The sequence below is a fragment of the Saccharopolyspora hirsuta genome (genome assembly GCF_008630535.1).
Taxonomy (GTDB): domain Bacteria; phylum Actinomycetota; class Actinomycetes; order Mycobacteriales; family Pseudonocardiaceae; genus Saccharopolyspora; species Saccharopolyspora hirsuta.
Genome location: NZ_VWPH01000003.1, coordinates 138968 through 155307, shown reverse-complemented (window position 1 = coordinate 155307; position 16340 = coordinate 138968). Strand labels below are relative to the sequence as shown.

Sequence of the window (16340 nt, the reverse complement as noted above, 5' to 3'; positions counted from 1 at the left end):
GAGGAATCGGTGCCCCTGTTCGACCTCCTAGTGAAGGGCTGGCCCTTCATCCTGCTGATCACGGTCAGTTACGGATTGATGTGCCTGATCTGGCCCTTCAAGGCCTGCCGCGTCTGCAAGGGAAGCGGCCGGATCACCTCCCGGCTGGGGCGAGGTATCCGGCTGTGCCCTCCGTGCGAAGCCAGCGGGCTCCGCTTACGGGCCGGGCGCAAGGCGTGGAACTCCCTTAACCGCCTCTACCGCGCCAACCGGCGCAACCGCCGCAGCTGATCCCTGAAAAAGAGCACGGCCCCGTTCAGCCGTCTCTGCCCGAGCTCTGAACGAGGCCGCCGCACCCACGAGGAGCGCCGAACCATGATCGCAGAACCTCGCGCTTGCGACGACCACCGCAGCGGTAGTGCCCGCGCGACGACCCCGCTGCACGTCGCCACGTGGCTGGCCAGCCACGACCTTTACGTCTTCCCGCTGCGGCCGTACTCCAAGCGCCCGTTCGGGAACTGCGCGCGCTGCAAGGCCGACGAGTGCACCCCGGCCGAGTGCGGATGCCTGACCGCCGACCGGCCCTGCCACGGCCTGCTGGCCGCGACCACCGAGCCCGCAGTGATCCGGCGCTGGTGGGCGCGAACTCCGCGTGCCAACGTCGGCATCGCCACCGGCCCGTCCGGGCTGGTCGTGCTCGACCTCGACCGCAAGCCCAAGCTCCCGGCACCGGCCGCATCCGACGTGCCCGAGCTGGTCGCGGACGGGATGGAAGCCCTGCGTGCGATCGCAGCGGCCGACGGCGAGCAGTGGCCGGACACCTTGACGATCGCTACCCCGAGCGAGGGGCGACACCTGTACTTCCGCGCCGACGAGGCGCGAGTGTCCAGTGACGCCACCGGCCGCGTCGGTCATCAGGTCGACATCCGTGCTGAAGGCGGCTACGTCGTCGCGCCCAGCTGCGAGATCACCGCGCCTCCAGAAGACACCTTCGGCGCATATGTCCGGGTGTCGACCACCACCGACATCGCACCGCTGCCGAAGTGGCTGCGACACCGGGTCGCCCCGGCCCCTCGGCCGCTCGCCCAAGCGAAAGCTCCCAACCTCGGGGGCGTCCAGCCCGGCAACCACGCCCCCGGCTACTGGCAACGGATCTGGGACGGCGAGCTGGCCAAGGTCGAGACCCTCGACGGCGAGCGCTGGCGCATCGTCTACAACTCCGCGCGCCGACTGGCCAACCTCGCGGCCCACGACGCTGCCCCGTGGAGCGAGCACGACGTCATCGACGCCCTGGTGGCTGCCGCGATCCGTCGACGCCAGCGCACCGGCAAGCCGGTCGAAGAAGCCGCAGCGCGCCGCAATGCCGCCCGCGGTTGGCAGCGCGGCGCGAACGACGGTCCCGACTCCCTGCACGGCTTCACCGCTGCATGACCGCCCACCCCAGCACTGGAGGAACCACCGTGACGCCACAGCCCGCCGACGCCCACCAGGGCGCGGCCCTGCTCAACGAACTCCACTCCGCGCTGACCCGCTACGTCATCCTGCCCAGCCCGCAGGCCGTCGACGCGGTCACGTTGTGGATCGCCGCCACCCACGCGCAGCCCGCTTGGGCTCACGCGCCCCGGCTGGTCATCCGCGCCCCGGAGAAGCGGTGCGGAAAGTCCCGCCTGCTCGACGTGGTCGAGGCGACCTGCCACGAGCCGTTCATCACCGTCAACGCCTCGCCATCGGCGGTGTACCGGTCGATCAGCGACGATCCGCCGACCATGCTGGTAGACGAGGCCGACACCATCTTCGGCCCCGACGCTGGCAGCAACGAGGACCTGCGCGGCCTGCTCAACGCCGGGCACCAGCGGAACCGGCCCGCCAAGCGCTACGACGCCGCCGCCAACCGGGTCGAGTCCATCCCCACCTTCGCCATGGCCGCCCTCGCCGGGATCGGGGCGATGCCCGACACCATCGAGGACCGCGCCGTCATCATCCGCATGCGTCGCCGCGCCCCCGGCGAAACCGTCTCGCCCTACCGCTACCGGCGCGACCGGCCCGTGCTGGCCAGCATCGCGCAGCGGCTCGAACGCTGGCTGCGCGCCGACCTCGCCCAGCTCGAAGCCGCCGAACCGGCCATGCCGGTCGAGGACCGGGCCGCCGACACGTGGGAACCGCTGGTCATCGTCGCCGACCACGCTGGCGGGGACTGGCCGGAACGGGCTCGGAACGCCGCGGTTGACCTGCTGGCCGAGGCCGCGGGCAACGACCAGGGCTCGCTGCGGACCAGGCTGCTCGTTGACTGCCGCACCACGTTCGGAGACCAGACGGCCATCTCGACAGCCGAGCTGCTGCGCCAGCTCAACGCCGACCCCGAAGCGCCCTGGTCCAGCTACGGAAAGACTGGGCTCACCGCGGCGAAGCTCGCCAGCCTCCTGTCCGAGTTCGAGATCAAGTCGGCCAACGTTCGGTTCCCCGACGGCACCCAGGCCAAGGGCTACCGCGCTTCCGACTTCCACGACGCCTGGACCCGCTACTGCCCCACTCAGCCGGGGGAGTCGTCCCAGCCGTCCCAAGCGTCCCCGCCCACGTCACAGCGGGACGGCTTGGCCCTCTGGGACGGCAACGGCCGTCCCGTCAACTCCAGCCGTCCCGCCCTGACCTGCGTCGGGACGGATGGGACGGCTGGGACGGCTACCCCGCCTGCCACCAACACGAAGGGGGTCGCATGACCGCGAACGCCACCCAGCTCGCCGCCGCCCTCGCTGCGCTCGCGGCCCTGCTCGCCGAGGAGCAGACCCCCGAGAAGGTTGAGGCGGAACCGGAGACCCGGGCGCTGCCGAACCGGACGTTGCTCACCGTCGAGGAAGCCGCCCAGTACCTCGGGATCGGCCGGACGAAGACCTACGAGCTGGTGTCCTCGGGCGAGATCGAATCCGTCCGGATCGGTCGCCTTCGGCGCGTCCCACGTGCGGCCATCGACTCCTACGCGGAGCGGCTCATCAGCCAACAGATCAGCGAGCGAGCTGCCTGAAGGAGGCACCAATGGCGAAGCGAACACGGAACGCCAACGGCCGGTCTTCCATCTACCAAGCGGCAGACGGTTGGCATGGGCGAGTGAGCATGGGAGTCCGCGACGACGGCAAGCCCGACCGCCGACATGTCCGAGGAAAGACGCGAGCGGAGGTAACCCGCAAGGTCCGCGAGCTGGAGAAGGCGCGTGACTCGGGGAACGTCACCAAGCCCGGCGAGAAGTGGACCGTTGCCGAGTGGATGGACCACTGGCTGAACAACATCGTGACCGCGACGACGAGCGATAACGGGTGGGACGCCTACTTCTACGCGGTGAAGCACATCCGCAGGTACGTCGGGGCGCACAAGCTGTCGCCCCAGTTCCGGCCCGAGCATCTGGAGGCGATGTATCGCAAGATGCAGGAGGAAGGTGCCTCAGCCGCCACCGTGCACCAGGTGCATCGGACGATCCGAACGGCGCTGAACGTGGCAGTGGCGCGAGAGAAGCTCGCGAAGAACCCCGCTCTGCTCGCCAAGCCCCCGAAGGTGGAAGACCGGGAGATCGAGCCGTTTTCGCGGGAGGAGATCTCCAAGCTGTTCAACGTCGCGCTGAAGAAGCGCAATGCCTGCCGATGGATCATCGCGATCTCTTTGGGGCTGAGGCAGGGAGAGGTGCTCGGGTTGCGGTGGTCCGACATCGACTTCGAAGAGGGCACGCTGCGGGTCAACATCCAGCGGGCCCGGCCGAAGTGGGCGCACGGCTGCGGCGACACCTGCGGCCGCAAACACGCCGGCCACTGCCCGCAGCGGGTCAACCTCCGGGCGGAGACGAAGACGCCGAAGTCCCGCGCGGGCAAGCGGCCGATCGGGCTCCCGGACCCGTTGCTGGACCAGCTCAAACTGCACGCCGCGGAGCAAGCGGCCGAGCGGGAGCGGGCGGGAAGCCTCTGGCACGAGGGCGAGTGGCTGTTCACCGACGAGCTCGGGAAGCCGCTCAACCACCGGACCGACCTCAAACGCTGGAAGGAGCTGCTGGCCGCGGCGGGTGTGCGTGACGCTCGGCTGCATGACGCCCGGCACACCGCCGCCACGGTGCTGCTGGAGCTCGGAGTCACTCAGCGCGCCGCGGAACACGTGATGGGGTGGTCCAACCCGTCGATGACCAAGCGGTACATGCACGTCAACGGGACCGTTCTCGGCTCGGTCGCCGACAAGGTCGGGGCGACGCTGTGGCCGGAGCCGGAGGAGGAGAAGCCGCTCGACAGCACCGAGGTCATCCTGGAGCTTTCGCGGCATCTGCCCGAGCACTACCAACCGGTGCTCCGGGCGCTGTTCGCGGCGGCGGAGAACCAACCACCAGAGCCCGGAAACAACACCAACTGAGACCAAAACTGAGACCAGGCGCGACAGAGCCCGGTGAGGGAAGATCCCCGCCGGGCTCTGTTTCTGCTGGTCACAGGAGCGGAAGCGGGGGGATTCGAACCCCCGGTCGCTCTCGCGACGCTCGCTTTCAAGGCGAGTGCATTCGGCCGCTCTGCCACGCTTCCAGGCCGCAGCGTAGCCAATCGGGGCGGGTCGGCGTGCAGGCGGGCCGCTACTTGATCCCGCCCAGGTGGGTCGTCAGGCGGTCGAAGATCTGGCCCAGGGTCTCCTGCTCGCGCTCGTCCAGGATGTCGATCAGGTTCTCGCGGACGCTCGCCACGTGGCTGGGGGCCGCTTCGCGGAGCTTCGCCGCGCCCTTGTCGGTCAGGATCGCGAAGACGCCGCGGCCGTCGTCCGGGCACTCGTCGCGGCGGACCAGACCGGCCGCTTCGAGGCGGCGGACCTGGTGCGACGTGCGGCTCTTGGAGTGCGCCACGTCGTGGGCCAGCTCGCTCATGCGCATCCGCTGGTGGGGGCGTTCGGACAGCCGGACCAGGATCTCGTAGTCCGCGATCGACAGGTCGTGGGTGAGCTGCAAGTCCCTGTTCAGGCGATGCGTCAGCAGCGCGCTGCCCACGATGTAGGAGCGCCAGGCCGCCATTTCGCGGTCGTTCAGCCATCGAGTGCCCTGCTCTGTCACTTGATCAGGCTACCTGCCAGCACCGACGGTCCGAAAAATCATTTGCCGCCTGACCATTCGGCGCGGATACCATCGGGGCGTGCCCGGCTTCGCGGAGCAGGACCCGCAGCTGATGCCGCTGACCCGGCTGGTGGGTTTGACCGGTCGGCGGTTGTCCCAGCACTGGGAGCGGGCCGTGGCGCGCAGTACCGAGCTGAGCCGGACCGCCCTGCTCGTGCTCAACGTGCTCGACCAGCAGAACGACCAGACCCATCGTGAAGTGGCCCGCCGCTGCTGGGTGCGCCCGGCGACGTTGACCCCCGTCGTCGACGCCCTGGCGGACGGCGGGCTGGTCACCCGCCGTCGGGATCCCGTGGACCGGCGGGTGGTCAGGCTGCGCATCACCCCGAGGGGACGCGCGGAGCTGCACTCGGCGTGGCAGGGGGTGCGCGCGGAGTTCCAGCGGATCGAACCGGACGTCCCGGCGGCGGAGGCGGCGATCGTCCGGCAGTACCTGCTTGCGGTCCTCAGCGGACTGGGCGAGGAAGAAGGCGGATGTGACCATTGCGGTTGAAGTGACCGACCTGGTCAAGCGGTACCCGAAGGCGCGGGGCAACGCGGTCGACGGGCTCAGCTTCCAGGTGGGCGCGGGGGAGATCTTCGGGCTGCTCGGGCCGAACGGCGCGGGCAAGACCACCACGGTCGGGATCCTGACCACCAGGGTCCTGCTGACCAGCGGCACCGCCCGCGTCGCCGGGGTGGACGTGGCCGCCGACCCGGTGGCCGCGCGCAGCAAGGTGGCCGTGGTGCCGCAGCGGGTGAACCTGGACCGCTCGCTCAACTCCCGGCAGAACCTGATCTGGCACGCCGCCTACCACGGGGTGCCGCGGTCCGAGCGGCGCCGCCTCGCCGACGAGCTGCTGGACCGGATGGGGTTGGCGGACAAGGCGAAGGCGCGCGTCGACGACCTGTCCGGCGGGCAGGCGCAGCGGCTGATGATCGCCCGCGCCCTGATCCACAAGCCCGAGGTGCTGTTCCTGGACGAGCCGTCCACCGGCCTGGACCCGCAGGCCCGGCTGTTCGTGCACGACCGGATCAACGACCTGCGCGCCGAGGGCGTGACCGTCGTGCTCACCACGCACGACATGGACGAGGCGGAGAAGCTGTCCGACCGCGTCGGCGTGGTGGACCACGGCAAGCTGCTGACCCTGGACACCCCGGAGGCGCTGATCAAGTCGCTGCCGGGCAGCGGCACGGTGGACGCGACGCTGCGGCCCAACGGCCACGACCCGGACCGCATCTCGACGCTCCTGTCCGATGTGGACGGCGTGCAGCGGGTGGAGCGGATCGGCGGTGGCACCGCGGCGGACGGCGAGGCGGAGCTGCGGTTGCGGCTCTACGTCGTCGGCGAGCCGTCCGCGCTGCTCGGCCCGGTCGCGCAAACCCTGCACGAGCAACGGGTTTCGGTCAGCGACCTGGCGCTGGGCTCGGCCACGCTCGAGGACGTCTTCATCGACCTGACCGGGAGGGAGCTGCGATGAGTCCGGTGCGCGCCTTCACCGCGGTGCTGGGCCGCGACGTGTTCGTGACGGGCCGGGAGCTGCCGAGCTTCCTGGCGCAGGTGCTGGTCCAGCCGGTGGCGCTGCTGTTCATCTTCGGCAAGGTGCTCAGCGAGCTCGGCTACGCCCAGCCCGGCTACGCGCAGATCCTGCTGCCCGGCATGATCGCGCTGAACGCGTTCCTGGTGTCGCTGCAGAACACCTCCTTCCCGCTGGTGCTGGACTTCTCGTACTCGCGGGAGATCGAGGACCGCCTGCTGGCGCCGCTGCCGATCAGCTGGGTGGCGGTGGAGAAGATGCTCTTCGGCGCGTTGCGCGGCCTGCTCGCGGCGGTGCTGATGGTGCCGATCGGCATGGTGATGCTGGGCGAGATCAACTGGAACTACAGCGGCCTGGCCTTCGCGCTGCTCTGCATGCTGCTGGGCTCCTTCGCCGGGGCTGCGGTCGGCCTGACGGTGGGCGCGGCGGTCCCGCCGCGCCGGATCAACATCATGTTCGCGGTGATCCTGGCCCCGCTGATGTTCACCGGCGCCACCCAGTTCCCGTGGGCCCAGCTGGAGCACCTGCGCTGGTTCCAGGTCCTCTGCGCGATCAACCCGCTGACCTACGTCAGCGAGGGCATGCGCGGCGCCCTCCTCCCGGACGTCCCGCACATGGCGCCGTGGATCTGCGTGCTGGCGCTGCTGGCCTCCTGCGCGGTCTTCGGCGCCCTGGGCATCAAGTTCTTCCTCCGGCGCGCCCTCGACTGATGGCCGAGATCGTCCCGTGAGCACTTTGTGGTGCCATAGCGCCAGAAAGCGCTCACGGTCCTTGACCAGGCGTTCGGCGGATCAGGTTCGTGCTGACGGCGGATGATTCGCGCACCGGCGACGTGCTTCCGTGGAAGGGGGTGTGCCCCGCTCCGCAGGGAGGTCGCCGGTGACGACTCGGACGCTCGTCAGACAGCTGCAGTCCACGATCCACCGGGCCGAGCGGATGGCTTCCGCGGTCCGCCCGCTGGCCGAACCACCACCGGGCTCCGGTTTGCGGCCGGTGCTCGGCAACAGCGGGCTGCCGGTCATCGGGCACACGGTCAGCGTGCTGACCGATCTCCTCGGGTCCTCCCGCCGCCGGTACGAGGAGTTCGGTCCGGTGTCGTGGGGCGTGACGCTCGGCACCCGGGCGGTGACCGTGATGGGTCCGGACGCGATCGAGGCGGTGGCCACCAACCGCGACAAGGCCTTCGGCAACGAAGGCTTCTACGACTACCTGATCGGCCCGTTCTTCCGCCGCGGCATCCTGCTGCTGGACTTCGACGAGCACCTGCACCACCGGCGGATCATGCAGCAGGCCTTCAGCCGGGAGCGCCTGGTCGGCTACCTCGACGCGATGACCCCGGCCATCGAGCGCGAGCTCGCCAAGTGGCGGCCCGGCGAGCGGTTCCCGGTGTACACCGCGGCGAAGCGGCTCACCCTCGACCTGGCCACCGAGGTCTTCGTCGGGGAGGAGCCCGGCGCGGACGCGGACCGGCTCAGCCGCGCGTTCGTGGACGCGGTGCACGGCGGCCACGCGATCGTGCGCGCCGACGTGCCCGGCGGCACCTGGGCGCGGGGCCTGCGCGGGCGCCGGTTCCTGGAGCGCTACTTCCGGGAGCGGATCCCGGCGAAGCGGGCGGGCGACGGCCAGGACCTGTTCAGCGTGCTGTGCCGGGCCGAGACCGAGGACGGCGACCGCTACTCGGACGACGACATCGTCAACCACATGATCTTCGTGCTGATGGCGGTGCACGACACCAGCACGATCACGCTCGCCATGACGGCCCACTACCTCGGCAAGCACCCGGAGTGGCAGGACCGCGTCCGCGAGGAGGCCCTGGCCCTGGGCAAACCGGCCGTCGAGCACGCCGACCTGGACCGATTACCCCTGCTGGACATGGTGGTGAAGGAGTCCATGCGCCTCAACGCCCCGGTGGGCGGGCTGTTCCGCGAGACCGTCAAGGACACCGAGATCCTCGGCCACCACGTCCCGGCGGGCACCAAGGTGGTCGCCCAGGTCTACGCGACCCAGCGGATGGCGCAGTGGTGGCCGAACCCGGACGAGTTCGACCCGGAGCGCTTCGCCGACCACCGCCGCGAGGACAAGGTCCACCGTTACGCGTGGGCCCCGTTCGGCGGCGGAGCGCACAAGTGCATCGGCATGCACTTCGGCACGATGGAGGTGAAGGCGATCCTCCACCAACTCCTCCTCCGCCACCGCTGGACGGCAGCCCCGGACTACGAACCCCCGATGCGCTACGGCACGGGCCCCATGCCCACCGACGGCCTCCCGATCCACCTCACCCGCCGCACCTGACGGCCCGGCCGGACCGACCTGCTGCGCTGGGATGCGCGCCGATTTCGCGCGAAAACGGCACCCGCGTGCCTGGCCCAACGCCGATTTCGCGCGAAATCGCCACCCCCGCCAGGACCGGACTCAGCGATCCAGGCGCCCCGCCTTGACGGTGGCCAGGAACGAGGCCCACGACGGCTGGCCCACGCGTAACGTGCCGCCGTCGCGGTCCTTCGTGTCGCGGATGCAGGTCACCGACTCGCCGATGGCGAGTTCGACGCAGTTGCTGGCACCGCTGCCGCTACGGCTGCTCTTGCGCCAGTTCAGGCCGTTTGCCATCACCGCCTGCCTGTTCATCGGTCCAGGTGGCCGTCCTTGACCTTGGTCAGGAAGGCGGCCCAGGAAGGGGCGGACAACAGCAGCACAGGGCTTTGCTCGCCGAGCTTGGAATCTCGGATACCAGCGGAACTGCCGTTGATGGCGACTTCCACGCACGCGCTTTGCTGAGTGCTGTGACTGGACTTCCGCCAGCCCTTCAGATGTTGGTGCATGAGGACTCCTTGTCAGCGGTCCAGGCGCCCCGCCTTGACGGTGGCCAGGAACGAGACCCACGACGGCTGGCCCACGCGTAACGTGCCGCCGTCGCGGTCCTTCGTGTCGCGGATGTAGGTGGTCGCCTCGGTGATGGCCAGCTCCACGCATTCGCTGGCCCCGCTGCCGCTGTGGGTGCTCTTGCGCCAGTTCAAGCCGCTCATTCCAACTCCTTCGACCTCAAGCGGATCAGTTCCGACGATTCGGCAGGTGACAGCGCCGACGAGGAGATCTCGTCGAACATGTCGAGGAACTGCTGCACATCGTCTGCATTCTCCACCCAAGAACCGCCAGCGATGTACTCCAGATAGACGGCGGGCGGATCCTCCGGAGTGCTGTAGTCGACCACCGTGAAGCCGCCGGTCATGGTGCCGTACGAGCCGAGGCTGAACGGGACGATCTGGATCGTCACGTTGTCGCGCTCGCTGCTGGCGAGCAGGTGGGTCAACTGCTCGGCCATGACCTCAGGCCCGCCGACGAGCCGATGCATGACCGACTCGTCGATCAAGGCGTGCAGCTGGAGCGGAGCTGGCCCGGTCAGCCGTGCTTGGCGGTTGATGCGAGCGTTCACGTAGCGCTCAGGGCTGGCTGCGTGGAACTGCCTGCCGCTCGAGTTGAGCGCGCGGGCGTACCCCTGCGTCTGTAGCAGGCCCGGGATGACGAGCGGGCCGAGGATGCGTACGGAGTCGGCCTCCGCCTCAGCGCGGAGGAAGGCGCGGAAGGCCTTGGGCGAACCGTTCGGGGTGACGATCCGAGCAGCTCGTTCGCCAGCGTCCTCCCACAGCGCGGCGGCTTCGGCGCGTTCGTCCTCGCTCGCGCTGTACAACGCGAGCAATGCCTGCAACGTCGCCCAGCCAGGCCTGTTGTGGCCGGTCTCGTAGCGGCTGACCGTCGAATCACCGACGCGCAGCAGTGCACTTGCCTCGGCGAGCGTCTTGTCGGCTTCCACGCGAAGACGCGCGAGATGTTGGCCGAGCCGCTTCTTCCGCCGCGTCGGGATGGTCGGCATAGCTGGAGCGTAGCGCGACCCGATCGTGGCGGAACGACACCGAATCGAAGGATTTAAAAGGGAGGGATTGCTCCCGATATTTCCCATGTCAGCTTCGGGACTGAGACCCGATCAACCGTTGACCTGGGGTGGTGACCGTGTATCCGTTTCATTGGGTTCCTGCTGGTGGGGCGCGGCATGCGAGTACCGATGCGCGGCCTGATGGGGCTTTGGCGTATCCGAGCGGGACCGGGGTTCGGACGTTGTGCGGGGCCGAGCTCGTCGCCGACAACTCCGAGGTCGCCTGGCTCTGGGGCACCTGCACCGACTGCAACGCCGCCGCGCGGCGGATGGCCGACGACGCTCGCTGAACTCCGGGAGGACTCGACATGGTGGAACTCGTGCCGCAGATCGGATACGTCGCGGCGATCCTCGCCTGCTACCTCGTCATCACCTGGCGGCCGCGCCGCGCTCAGCATGCCGGGGGCGGCGAGGGCGCGCTGACCGTGTGGCAGCTCGTCGCGCACGTGGAAGCCGAGCGGCGGGAACGAGAACGCGTCGGCCGACATCGGCTCCGCGAACCGGTCGAGTCCACATCGGACGATGCCGGGCCGCCGCTGGAGCTGCAGCAGCGCGTGCTGGACGGGCTCCGCCGCCTCTGACCACCCGAATCCCGGCTCGTCGCCGATGCCCCCGACCTGCGGCGTCGAGCCGGACGGCCGGTCGGCGCGTCGTCCCTCCCCGCGCGCCGACCGGCCACCCCGCTTCGCCGAGCTGGCCTGCGCCAGCCGGGAATGAGCCGCGCTCATCCCGAGTGCAGTGCGAATATCCTTCAGAACATTAGTCCATTCCGGTGAAATTCGTCGTTCTGGCGTGCAAAAGTCCTGTTCCTGAACCCATTCGAACACCCCTTGTGCGAGGAACGTTGAACAGGCTGATTGCACCCCTGGCCGCGGCGTTGTTGATCGGGCTGGCGGGCTGCGGTGCCGCCGTGCCGATCGAGATGCCGACCAAGCCGGACTCCGGCAGCTCGGAGACCGGTCAGGCGTCCGAGGAGACCACCAGCGGTCCGGTGGCCTTCGGCGAGTTCGCCGAGGTCGAGAAGGAGATGGGCGCCCGCTTGAAGGTGTCCGTCGCGGCCCCCGCGGACTACACCCCCGCGGATTCGCTCTTCCAGCCGGAGGTCGGCAAGTACGTCGCCGTCGACGCCCAGGCGGAACTGGTGGCGGGTGCCGTCGAGAACATCAGCGAGGACGAGTTCACGCTGATCGACGCGCAGGGCAACCGGTACCAGCCGACCACCGTGTCGCTGGACAACATGTTCCTGCACCTGCTGTCCCGGGGGCAGCAGGTGTCGGGCAAGATCGTCTACGACGTCCCGGCGGACGCGACCGGTTTCACCGTCGAGTACGAGCCGACCGACGTGAACGACAAGTCGATGGGCGTGCTCGCCAGCTGGAAGTGACGCTCCGGCACCCCTCGGCCGGGTTGTTCGAGCCCTTTTGGGGCTTGAGCGATCCGGCCATTTGTCGCTCGGAAGAGCTAAAAAAGCAACACTATTGAGTGATCGCTTCTTAGTAACGATTTAATTCAATCGATCAAGCTGGCCTGTTTGTCCTGTTCAGACGGTGGATTCGCCGGATCGCGCGACGATCGGCCCACGTCAACAGCTTGCGCCTCCGGGTTAGCGTCCGTCCAGCATTTGATCTCGCAGGTCAAACCGCCAACCGCACAGGTGCTTTCCCGGCCGACGCCGGGAACCGGTACCTCCGACGGGCCAGGAGCCGATCATGAGTACACGGACCGCCGCTGCCAGGCGCAGGATCCAGCTGGGTGCTGCACTGGGCGCGCTGTGCGTCGCGCTCACGGGCTGCGGCAGCGCCCCGGCCGCCCAGCCCGCCCAGCTGATGGCCCGGGCCGACCTCGGCATGCAGGCACCGGCCAGCACCTTCACCGAGTTCCCCACCGCGCCGAAGGACCCGGCGCCGAACGGGGAGACCGGTGGCGTGGTCCTGCGCGTCAAGCAGGACATCGCCGTGCACCACGCACCCGACGGCGCGGTGTTCGCCAAGCTGCCCGCGAAGCAGCTGGAGAACCCGACCTGGGTGCCGATCATCGCCGAACGCGGGCCGTGGGCGCAGGTGCTGCTCCCGTCCCGCCCGAACGGCAGCACCGGCTGGGTCCGCACCGACGGCCCGGTCGAACGCGCCCGAACGCCCTACGTGGTCGACGTCGACATCGACGCTCGCCGCCTCGTGGTGCGCAAGGACGGCGCGCCCATCGGTGAATGGGTGGTCGGAGTTGGCGCGACCAGCTCGCCGACCCCGCGCGGCCGGACCTACATCATGGCCGCGATCGAGGAGACGGTGACCAAGTTCAGCCCGATCATCCTGCCGCTGGGCACCCACTCCAACACCTTCAGCACCTATGGCGGCGGACCCGGCACCGTTGCGCTGCACGGCTGGCCCGAACCGTCGGTGTTCGGCCAGGCCAGCAGCGACGGATGCGTCCGGGTGCCCGACGACGCGCTCCAGCTGCTCACCACGCTGCCGCTGGGCACCCTGGTCCACCTGCGGTGATCACCGCGGATGGAAACACCCCGAACGACAACGAATTGGGAGGGCCTATGCGTAGAAGTGCTTGCCTCGCCGGCGCATTCGTCGCAGGCGCAGGACTGCTCGCCGGAGGCATTCCGGCGTTCGCCGACAGCGCCGACAACGACGGCATCAACGCGGGCAACGACAACAACCTGAGCGTTGCGCCGATCCAGCTGTGCGGCAACAACATCGCGGTGATCGGTGCGGTCGTGTCGATCCTGTCGCCGCAGGGCAACCAGTGCGTCAACGCGCCGATCGCGGACCACCCCGAGGGGAAGCCCCCGGCGCAGGACGACTGGGAGCCGCCGGTGCAGGGCGAGACCCCGCCGCCGGTGCAGGGCGAGACCCCGCCGGTCGACGACACCCCGATGCCCCCGGGCGACGGTGTGGTCCCGCCGGTGCAGGGCGAGACCCCGCCGCCGGTCCAGAGCACGACGCCGCCGTCGAACTCCGACCTGCCCACCGCGCCGTCCCCGGCGCCGGTGCTCGGTCACCACGCGGTCACCGGCTGACAACGGGCACACCCGCCACCTGAACGGGTACAACACACCGTTCAGGCTGGCGGGGGTCCGAGATCACAACTACATTCCGGAGCTGCGTAGATCGCTACGCGCTCCACGTGGCCGTCCCGGCTCGGACGACCACACCCCCTGCGGTGGTGCCCGGCGAAGTACTCCCCCTCTCTTCGCTGGGCACCACCGTTTTTGTGTCCGTGGATTCCAGTGGTCCTTCTGAGAAGCGGTGCCGGTGGCGGAACCTCAGCGCCCGCCTGGCTGTGGGTGCCCTGACTTATGTATGTCCAATACACGGCGTCAGGGCCGTCCTCGCCAGGCGAACGCTGAGAACCCGCGGCGGTGCAAGCTGCGAGGGTGGGTTATGCGCCTGCGGCGCATGCGGCGACCTTGAGGTCGGTGCCGGTCGTTCGTCGCGGTTGCTGTTTACCGCTGGAAGCGGCTTCGCCGCTTGCCTGACGGTGGCTGATCTGCGACGTCGTCTCGCTGCTTTTGCTGGCCTTCGGCTGCCGGGTCAGGCGTTGGCCGGTTTGCGAGGTTCGTGGCTTGGCGGTCGGAACGTTGGTCTCTGTCCACCCGCCGGATGCGGCCGAAAACGGCTTCGCCGCTCGCCGGGCTTGGTGTCCGGTGAGCGGCGAAGTTGTTGCGCTTGCCTGGTTTTTCAGTCGGTGGTGCGGTCCAGGAGTTTGGTGAGGGTTGTTGTGGTCTTGGACGCCTGCTCCCAGGAGGTGTCCTCCGGTTGGAGGGTGAGGAGGACGATGATCTTGTCGTCGTCGCCGACCGTTCCCGAGGTGTGCATCGCTCGGCGCTTCAGGTCGATGTCACCGGCCGCCCGGGTCCCGGGGGCTTCGGCCGGGGCGATGCGGCGGGCCTCCTGGACCTCCGGGGAGGCCAGGACGCTCGCGGTCAGCGCCGGGTTGCTGGAGTCCTCGCACTCCTCGCCGGGCTCCGGACCCTCGCCGAAGCCGGACCAGCCCTGCTTCACCGCGCCCGGTTCGTCGACCGCGCTGGGGATCCCGAAGGACTGGTCGAAACCGTCGCCCGCGCACTTGGTGTGGGCGTGCAGGTTGGTCAGCATGAACTCGCGGACCTCGGGCTCGGCATCGTCCAAGATGTACTGGTAGACCTTGGCGACGTCGGCCGCGCTGACCGCGGTGTAGCCCCACACGCCCGGCTGTTCGGCAGGCGGGGGAGCGGTGTCGGTCAGGCCGATCTTCGACACCATCCGCTCGATGATCTCCTGCTGGCCGCCGCGGACCCAGAACACGCTGGCCGCGTCGTCGTTGCTGGACCGCAGCATCGGCTCCAGCAGCGCGCGGTCCTCGGCCGGGATCTCCGCGCCGTCGAGCTTCTCGAGGTAGTCGATCGCGATGAGCAGCTTCACCAGCGAAGCCGACCGGAACTTGTGGTGCTCGTTGTCCTTGGCCTTCGTCTCCCCGGAATCCGCGTCGACCACGACGTACCCGGTGGTCACGTCGCTCGGCTCCGCGTGGACGGGAGATGCCGCGAGCAGAACCGCGGCGGTCGCCGTCGCCAGACCGGCAACGGCCTTCTTCGTGAAATTCACTTGTAGCCCCATGGATGTCTTGCTTCGCCCGCGGGGCCGACCCTACGCGCGCGACAGCGGATGATGATCATGCACGGGGCAAGTTCGGCGCATCCGGGGAACCGGATGCGCCGAACCCGGGAAAAGTCACTACGCCACTCGGGTGAACGACCGCGCGGCGGCCAGGAACGCGTCGTTCTCCTCCGGCTGGCCGATCGTCACGCGCGCCCCCTCGCCCACGAACGCCCGGACCACGACGCGGTTCTGCAGGCAGTGCTCGTTGAAGTCCGCGGTGCGGTCACCCAGCGGCAGCCAGACGAAGTTCGCCTGGGTCTCCGGGACCTCGTAGCCCAGGGCCAGCAGCTCGCGGTGCACCCGCTCGCGCTCCGCGACCACGTTGGCGCAGCGCTTGCGGAGCTCGTCCTGCGCCTCCAGGGACGCGATCGCGGCGACCTGCGCGAGGGCGTTGACGCTGAACGGGATGATCACCTTGCGCAGCGCCGCGGCGACCTCCGGCGGCGCGATCGCATAGCCCACGCGCAGACCCGCCAGGCCGTAGGCCTTGGAGAAGGTGCGCATCGAGGCCACGTTGCTGCGCTCGCGGGCGATCTCCACGCCGTCCGGGGCGTCCGGGTCGCTGACGAACTCGAAGTACGCCTCGTCCAGGACCACCAGCACGTCCTCCGGCACCCGGTCCAGGAACGCGTCGAGCTCCGCCTTGCGCAGCAGCGTGCCGGTCGGGTTGTTCGGGGTGCACACGAACATCAGCCGGGTGGCCGGGGTGATCGCGGCGAGCATCGCCTCCAGGTCCAGCGCGTGCTCGCCGGTCAGCGGCACCCGCACCTGCTTGGCGCCGACGACCTGCGTGATGATCGGGTACGCCTCGAACGACCGCCACGGGAAGATCACCTCGTCCGCGGCGGTGCAGGTGGCCTGCACCAGCTGCTCGCACAGCGCGACCGAACCGCAGCCGACGGCGATCCGCTCCGGCTCGACCCGGTAGTGCGCGGCCAGCGCCTCGGTCAACCGGCCGACGCCCATGTCCGGGTACCGGTGCACCTCGGTGGCCGCCTGGTTGATGGCCGCCACCGCGCTGGGCAGCGGGCCCTCGGAAACCTCGTTGCTGGCCAGCTTGATCGAACCGGGCACGGTCCGGCCCGCCACGTAAGCGGGCAGCTGATCGAGGTCGGCACGGGTGCGCACGCTCATCTACGACTCCTTCG

21 protein-coding genes and 1 tRNA gene are annotated in these 16340 nt (G+C 69.4%); 14 read left to right on the top strand and 8 right to left on the bottom strand.

Features of this window, described 5'->3' with window-relative positions:
* Positions 1-9: 9 nt before the first annotated feature.
* The 5 genes from F1721_RS06900 (at position 10) to F1721_RS06880 (ending at position 4359) form a co-directional block, all read left to right on the top strand.
* On the top strand, positions 10-270 hold the full coding sequence (locus F1721_RS06900) for a hypothetical protein (RefSeq protein WP_150065721.1): 261 nt from the start codon (positions 10-12) through the stop codon (positions 268-270).
* An 84-nt stretch (positions 271-354) separates the two neighbouring features.
* A complete protein-coding gene (locus F1721_RS06895; RefSeq protein WP_150065720.1) occupies positions 355-1410 on the top strand; it encodes a bifunctional DNA primase/polymerase in 1056 nt (351 codons plus the stop codon).
* Positions 1411-1439: 29 nt separating this feature from the next.
* Entirely contained in the window at positions 1440-2696 is a 1257-nt protein-coding gene (locus F1721_RS06890) for a DUF3631 domain-containing protein (protein WP_246154384.1), read from the top strand.
* Positions 2693-2998, top strand: coding sequence for a helix-turn-helix domain-containing protein (locus F1721_RS06885; RefSeq protein WP_150065718.1), 306 nt, complete (start codon positions 2693-2695; stop codon positions 2996-2998). Before F1721_RS06890 ends, F1721_RS06885 begins: the two co-directional genes overlap by 4 nt.
* An 11-nt stretch (positions 2999-3009) precedes the next feature.
* Positions 3010-4359: a tyrosine-type recombinase/integrase gene (locus tag F1721_RS06880; protein WP_150065717.1), complete on the top strand. Its 1350-nt coding sequence runs from the start codon at positions 3010-3012 to the stop codon at positions 4357-4359.
* 79 nt (positions 4360-4438) lie between these two features.
* Here the strand turns inward: F1721_RS06880 and F1721_RS06875 are convergent.
* Together F1721_RS06875 and F1721_RS06870 are read right to left on the bottom strand one after the other, a co-directional pair.
* Positions 4439-4523 (bottom strand) — tRNA-Ser (locus tag F1721_RS06875).
* Between the two features lie 47 nt (positions 4524-4570).
* A complete protein-coding gene (locus F1721_RS06870; protein ID WP_150066048.1) occupies positions 4571-4999 on the bottom strand; it encodes a MarR family winged helix-turn-helix transcriptional regulator in 429 nt (142 codons plus the stop codon).
* A 118-nt stretch (positions 5000-5117) separates the two neighbouring features.
* On the opposite strand from F1721_RS06870, the gene F1721_RS06865 reads away from it, so the two are divergent.
* The 4 genes from F1721_RS06865 to F1721_RS06850 all read left to right on the top strand — a co-directional run bounded on the left by F1721_RS06865 (position 5118) and on the right by F1721_RS06850 (position 8907).
* Positions 5118-5591 (top strand): MarR family winged helix-turn-helix transcriptional regulator, encoded by a 474-nt coding sequence (locus tag F1721_RS06865; protein ID WP_246154382.1) that lies wholly within the window; start codon positions 5118-5120, stop codon positions 5589-5591.
* Entirely contained in the window at positions 5575-6558 is a 984-nt protein-coding gene (locus F1721_RS06860) for an ABC transporter ATP-binding protein (protein WP_150065716.1), read from the top strand. The genes F1721_RS06865 and F1721_RS06860 overlap by 17 nt, the downstream gene beginning before the upstream one ends.
* Entirely contained in the window at positions 6555-7325 is a 771-nt protein-coding gene (locus tag F1721_RS06855; protein ID WP_150065715.1) for an ABC transporter permease, read from the top strand. The genes F1721_RS06860 and F1721_RS06855 overlap by 4 nt, the downstream gene beginning before the upstream one ends.
* A 169-nt stretch (positions 7326-7494) precedes the next feature.
* Positions 7495-8907, top strand: coding sequence for a cytochrome P450 (locus F1721_RS06850; RefSeq protein WP_246154380.1), 1413 nt, complete (start codon positions 7495-7497; stop codon positions 8905-8907).
* A gap of 120 nt (positions 8908-9027) precedes the next feature.
* Here the strand turns inward: F1721_RS06850 and F1721_RS06845 are convergent, their stop codons facing one another.
* From F1721_RS06845 to F1721_RS06830, 4 genes are read right to left on the bottom strand one after another with little or no spacing between them, the layout of a single operon-like run.
* Positions 9028-9240: a DUF397 domain-containing protein gene (locus F1721_RS06845; protein WP_246154378.1), complete on the bottom strand. Its 213-nt coding sequence runs from the start codon at positions 9238-9240 to the stop codon at positions 9028-9030.
* Positions 9237-9434: a DUF397 domain-containing protein gene (locus F1721_RS06840; protein WP_150065714.1), complete on the bottom strand. Its 198-nt coding sequence runs from the start codon at positions 9432-9434 to the stop codon at positions 9237-9239. Before F1721_RS06840 ends, F1721_RS06845 begins: the two co-directional genes overlap by 4 nt.
* A 12-nt stretch (positions 9435-9446) precedes the next feature.
* On the bottom strand, positions 9447-9638 hold the full coding sequence (locus F1721_RS06835; RefSeq protein ID WP_150065713.1) for a DUF397 domain-containing protein: 192 nt from the start codon (positions 9636-9638) through the stop codon (positions 9447-9449).
* The gene (locus F1721_RS06830) at positions 9635-10483 is read right to left on the bottom strand and encodes a helix-turn-helix domain-containing protein (RefSeq protein WP_170301384.1); all 849 of its coding nucleotides are present in this window, start codon (positions 10481-10483) and stop codon (positions 9635-9637) included. The genes F1721_RS06835 and F1721_RS06830 overlap by 4 nt, the downstream gene beginning before the upstream one ends.
* Before the next feature lie 128 nt (positions 10484-10611).
* On the opposite strand from F1721_RS06830, the gene F1721_RS06825 reads away from it, so the two are divergent.
* The 5 genes from F1721_RS06825 (at position 10612) to F1721_RS35505 (ending at position 13571) form a co-directional block, all read left to right on the top strand.
* Positions 10612-10833, top strand: coding sequence for an HC3 family zinc finger protein (locus F1721_RS06825; RefSeq protein WP_211840357.1), 222 nt, complete (start codon positions 10612-10614; stop codon positions 10831-10833).
* An 18-nt stretch (positions 10834-10851) separates the two neighbouring features.
* On the top strand, positions 10852-11124 hold the full coding sequence (locus F1721_RS06820; RefSeq protein ID WP_150065710.1) for a hypothetical protein: 273 nt from the start codon (positions 10852-10854) through the stop codon (positions 11122-11124).
* 263 nt (positions 11125-11387) lie between these two features.
* On the top strand, positions 11388-11927 hold the full coding sequence (locus F1721_RS06815) for a DUF4352 domain-containing protein (protein ID WP_150065709.1): 540 nt from the start codon (positions 11388-11390) through the stop codon (positions 11925-11927).
* A 325-nt stretch (positions 11928-12252) separates the two neighbouring features.
* Entirely contained in the window at positions 12253-13041 is a 789-nt protein-coding gene (locus tag F1721_RS06810; protein ID WP_150065708.1) for a L,D-transpeptidase, read from the top strand.
* A 47-nt stretch (positions 13042-13088) separates the two neighbouring features.
* Positions 13089-13571, top strand: a complete 483-nt coding sequence (locus F1721_RS35505) for a hypothetical protein (protein WP_150065707.1) — start codon at positions 13089-13091, stop codon at positions 13569-13571.
* 661 nt (positions 13572-14232) lie between these two features.
* Here F1721_RS35505 and F1721_RS06800 read toward each other — a convergent pair.
* Positions 14233-15138, bottom strand: coding sequence for a D-alanyl-D-alanine carboxypeptidase family protein (locus F1721_RS06800; RefSeq protein WP_246154375.1), 906 nt, complete (start codon positions 15136-15138; stop codon positions 14233-14235).
* Positions 15139-15267: 129 nt separating this feature from the next.
* Complete coding sequence (hisC, locus tag F1721_RS06795) at positions 15268-16326, bottom strand: histidinol-phosphate transaminase (RefSeq protein WP_150065706.1); 1059 nt, start codon at positions 16324-16326, stop codon at positions 15268-15270.
* Positions 16327-16340 lie beyond the last annotated feature (14 nt).

Excerpts from the sequence above, each read along its gene's own strand:
- F1721_RS06870 (WP_150066048.1), bottom strand. The coding sequence starts at position 4,999 with ATGGCGGCCTGGCGCTCCTACATCGTGGGCAGCGCGCTGCTGACGCAT.
- F1721_RS06820 (WP_150065710.1), top strand. The coding sequence starts at position 10,852 with ATGGTGGAACTCGTGCCGCAGATCGGATACGTCGCGGCGATCCTCGCC.
- F1721_RS06840 (WP_150065714.1), bottom strand. The coding sequence starts at position 9,434 with ATGCACCAACATCTGAAGGGCTGGCGGAAGTCCAGTCACAGCACTCAG.
- F1721_RS06845 (WP_246154378.1), bottom strand. The coding sequence starts at position 9,240 with ATGAACAGGCAGGCGGTGATGGCAAACGGCCTGAACTGGCGCAAGAGC.
- hisC (WP_150065706.1), bottom strand. The coding sequence starts at position 16,326 with ATGAGCGTGCGCACCCGTGCCGACCTCGATCAGCTGCCCGCTTACGTG.
- F1721_RS06855 (WP_150065715.1), top strand. The coding sequence starts at position 6,555 with ATGAGTCCGGTGCGCGCCTTCACCGCGGTGCTGGGCCGCGACGTGTTC.
- F1721_RS06810 (WP_150065708.1), top strand. The coding sequence starts at position 12,253 with ATGAGTACACGGACCGCCGCTGCCAGGCGCAGGATCCAGCTGGGTGCT.
- F1721_RS06880 (WP_150065717.1), top strand. The coding sequence starts at position 3,010 with ATGGCGAAGCGAACACGGAACGCCAACGGCCGGTCTTCCATCTACCAA.
- F1721_RS06830 (WP_170301384.1), bottom strand. The coding sequence starts at position 10,483 with ATGCCGACCATCCCGACGCGGCGGAAGAAGCGGCTCGGCCAACATCTC.
- F1721_RS06895 (WP_150065720.1), top strand. The coding sequence starts at position 355 with ATGATCGCAGAACCTCGCGCTTGCGACGACCACCGCAGCGGTAGTGCC.
- F1721_RS06835 (WP_150065713.1), bottom strand. The coding sequence starts at position 9,638 with ATGAGCGGCTTGAACTGGCGCAAGAGCACCCACAGCGGCAGCGGGGCC.
- F1721_RS35505 (WP_150065707.1), top strand. The coding sequence starts at position 13,089 with ATGCGTAGAAGTGCTTGCCTCGCCGGCGCATTCGTCGCAGGCGCAGGA.
- F1721_RS06885 (WP_150065718.1), top strand. The coding sequence starts at position 2,693 with ATGACCGCGAACGCCACCCAGCTCGCCGCCGCCCTCGCTGCGCTCGCG.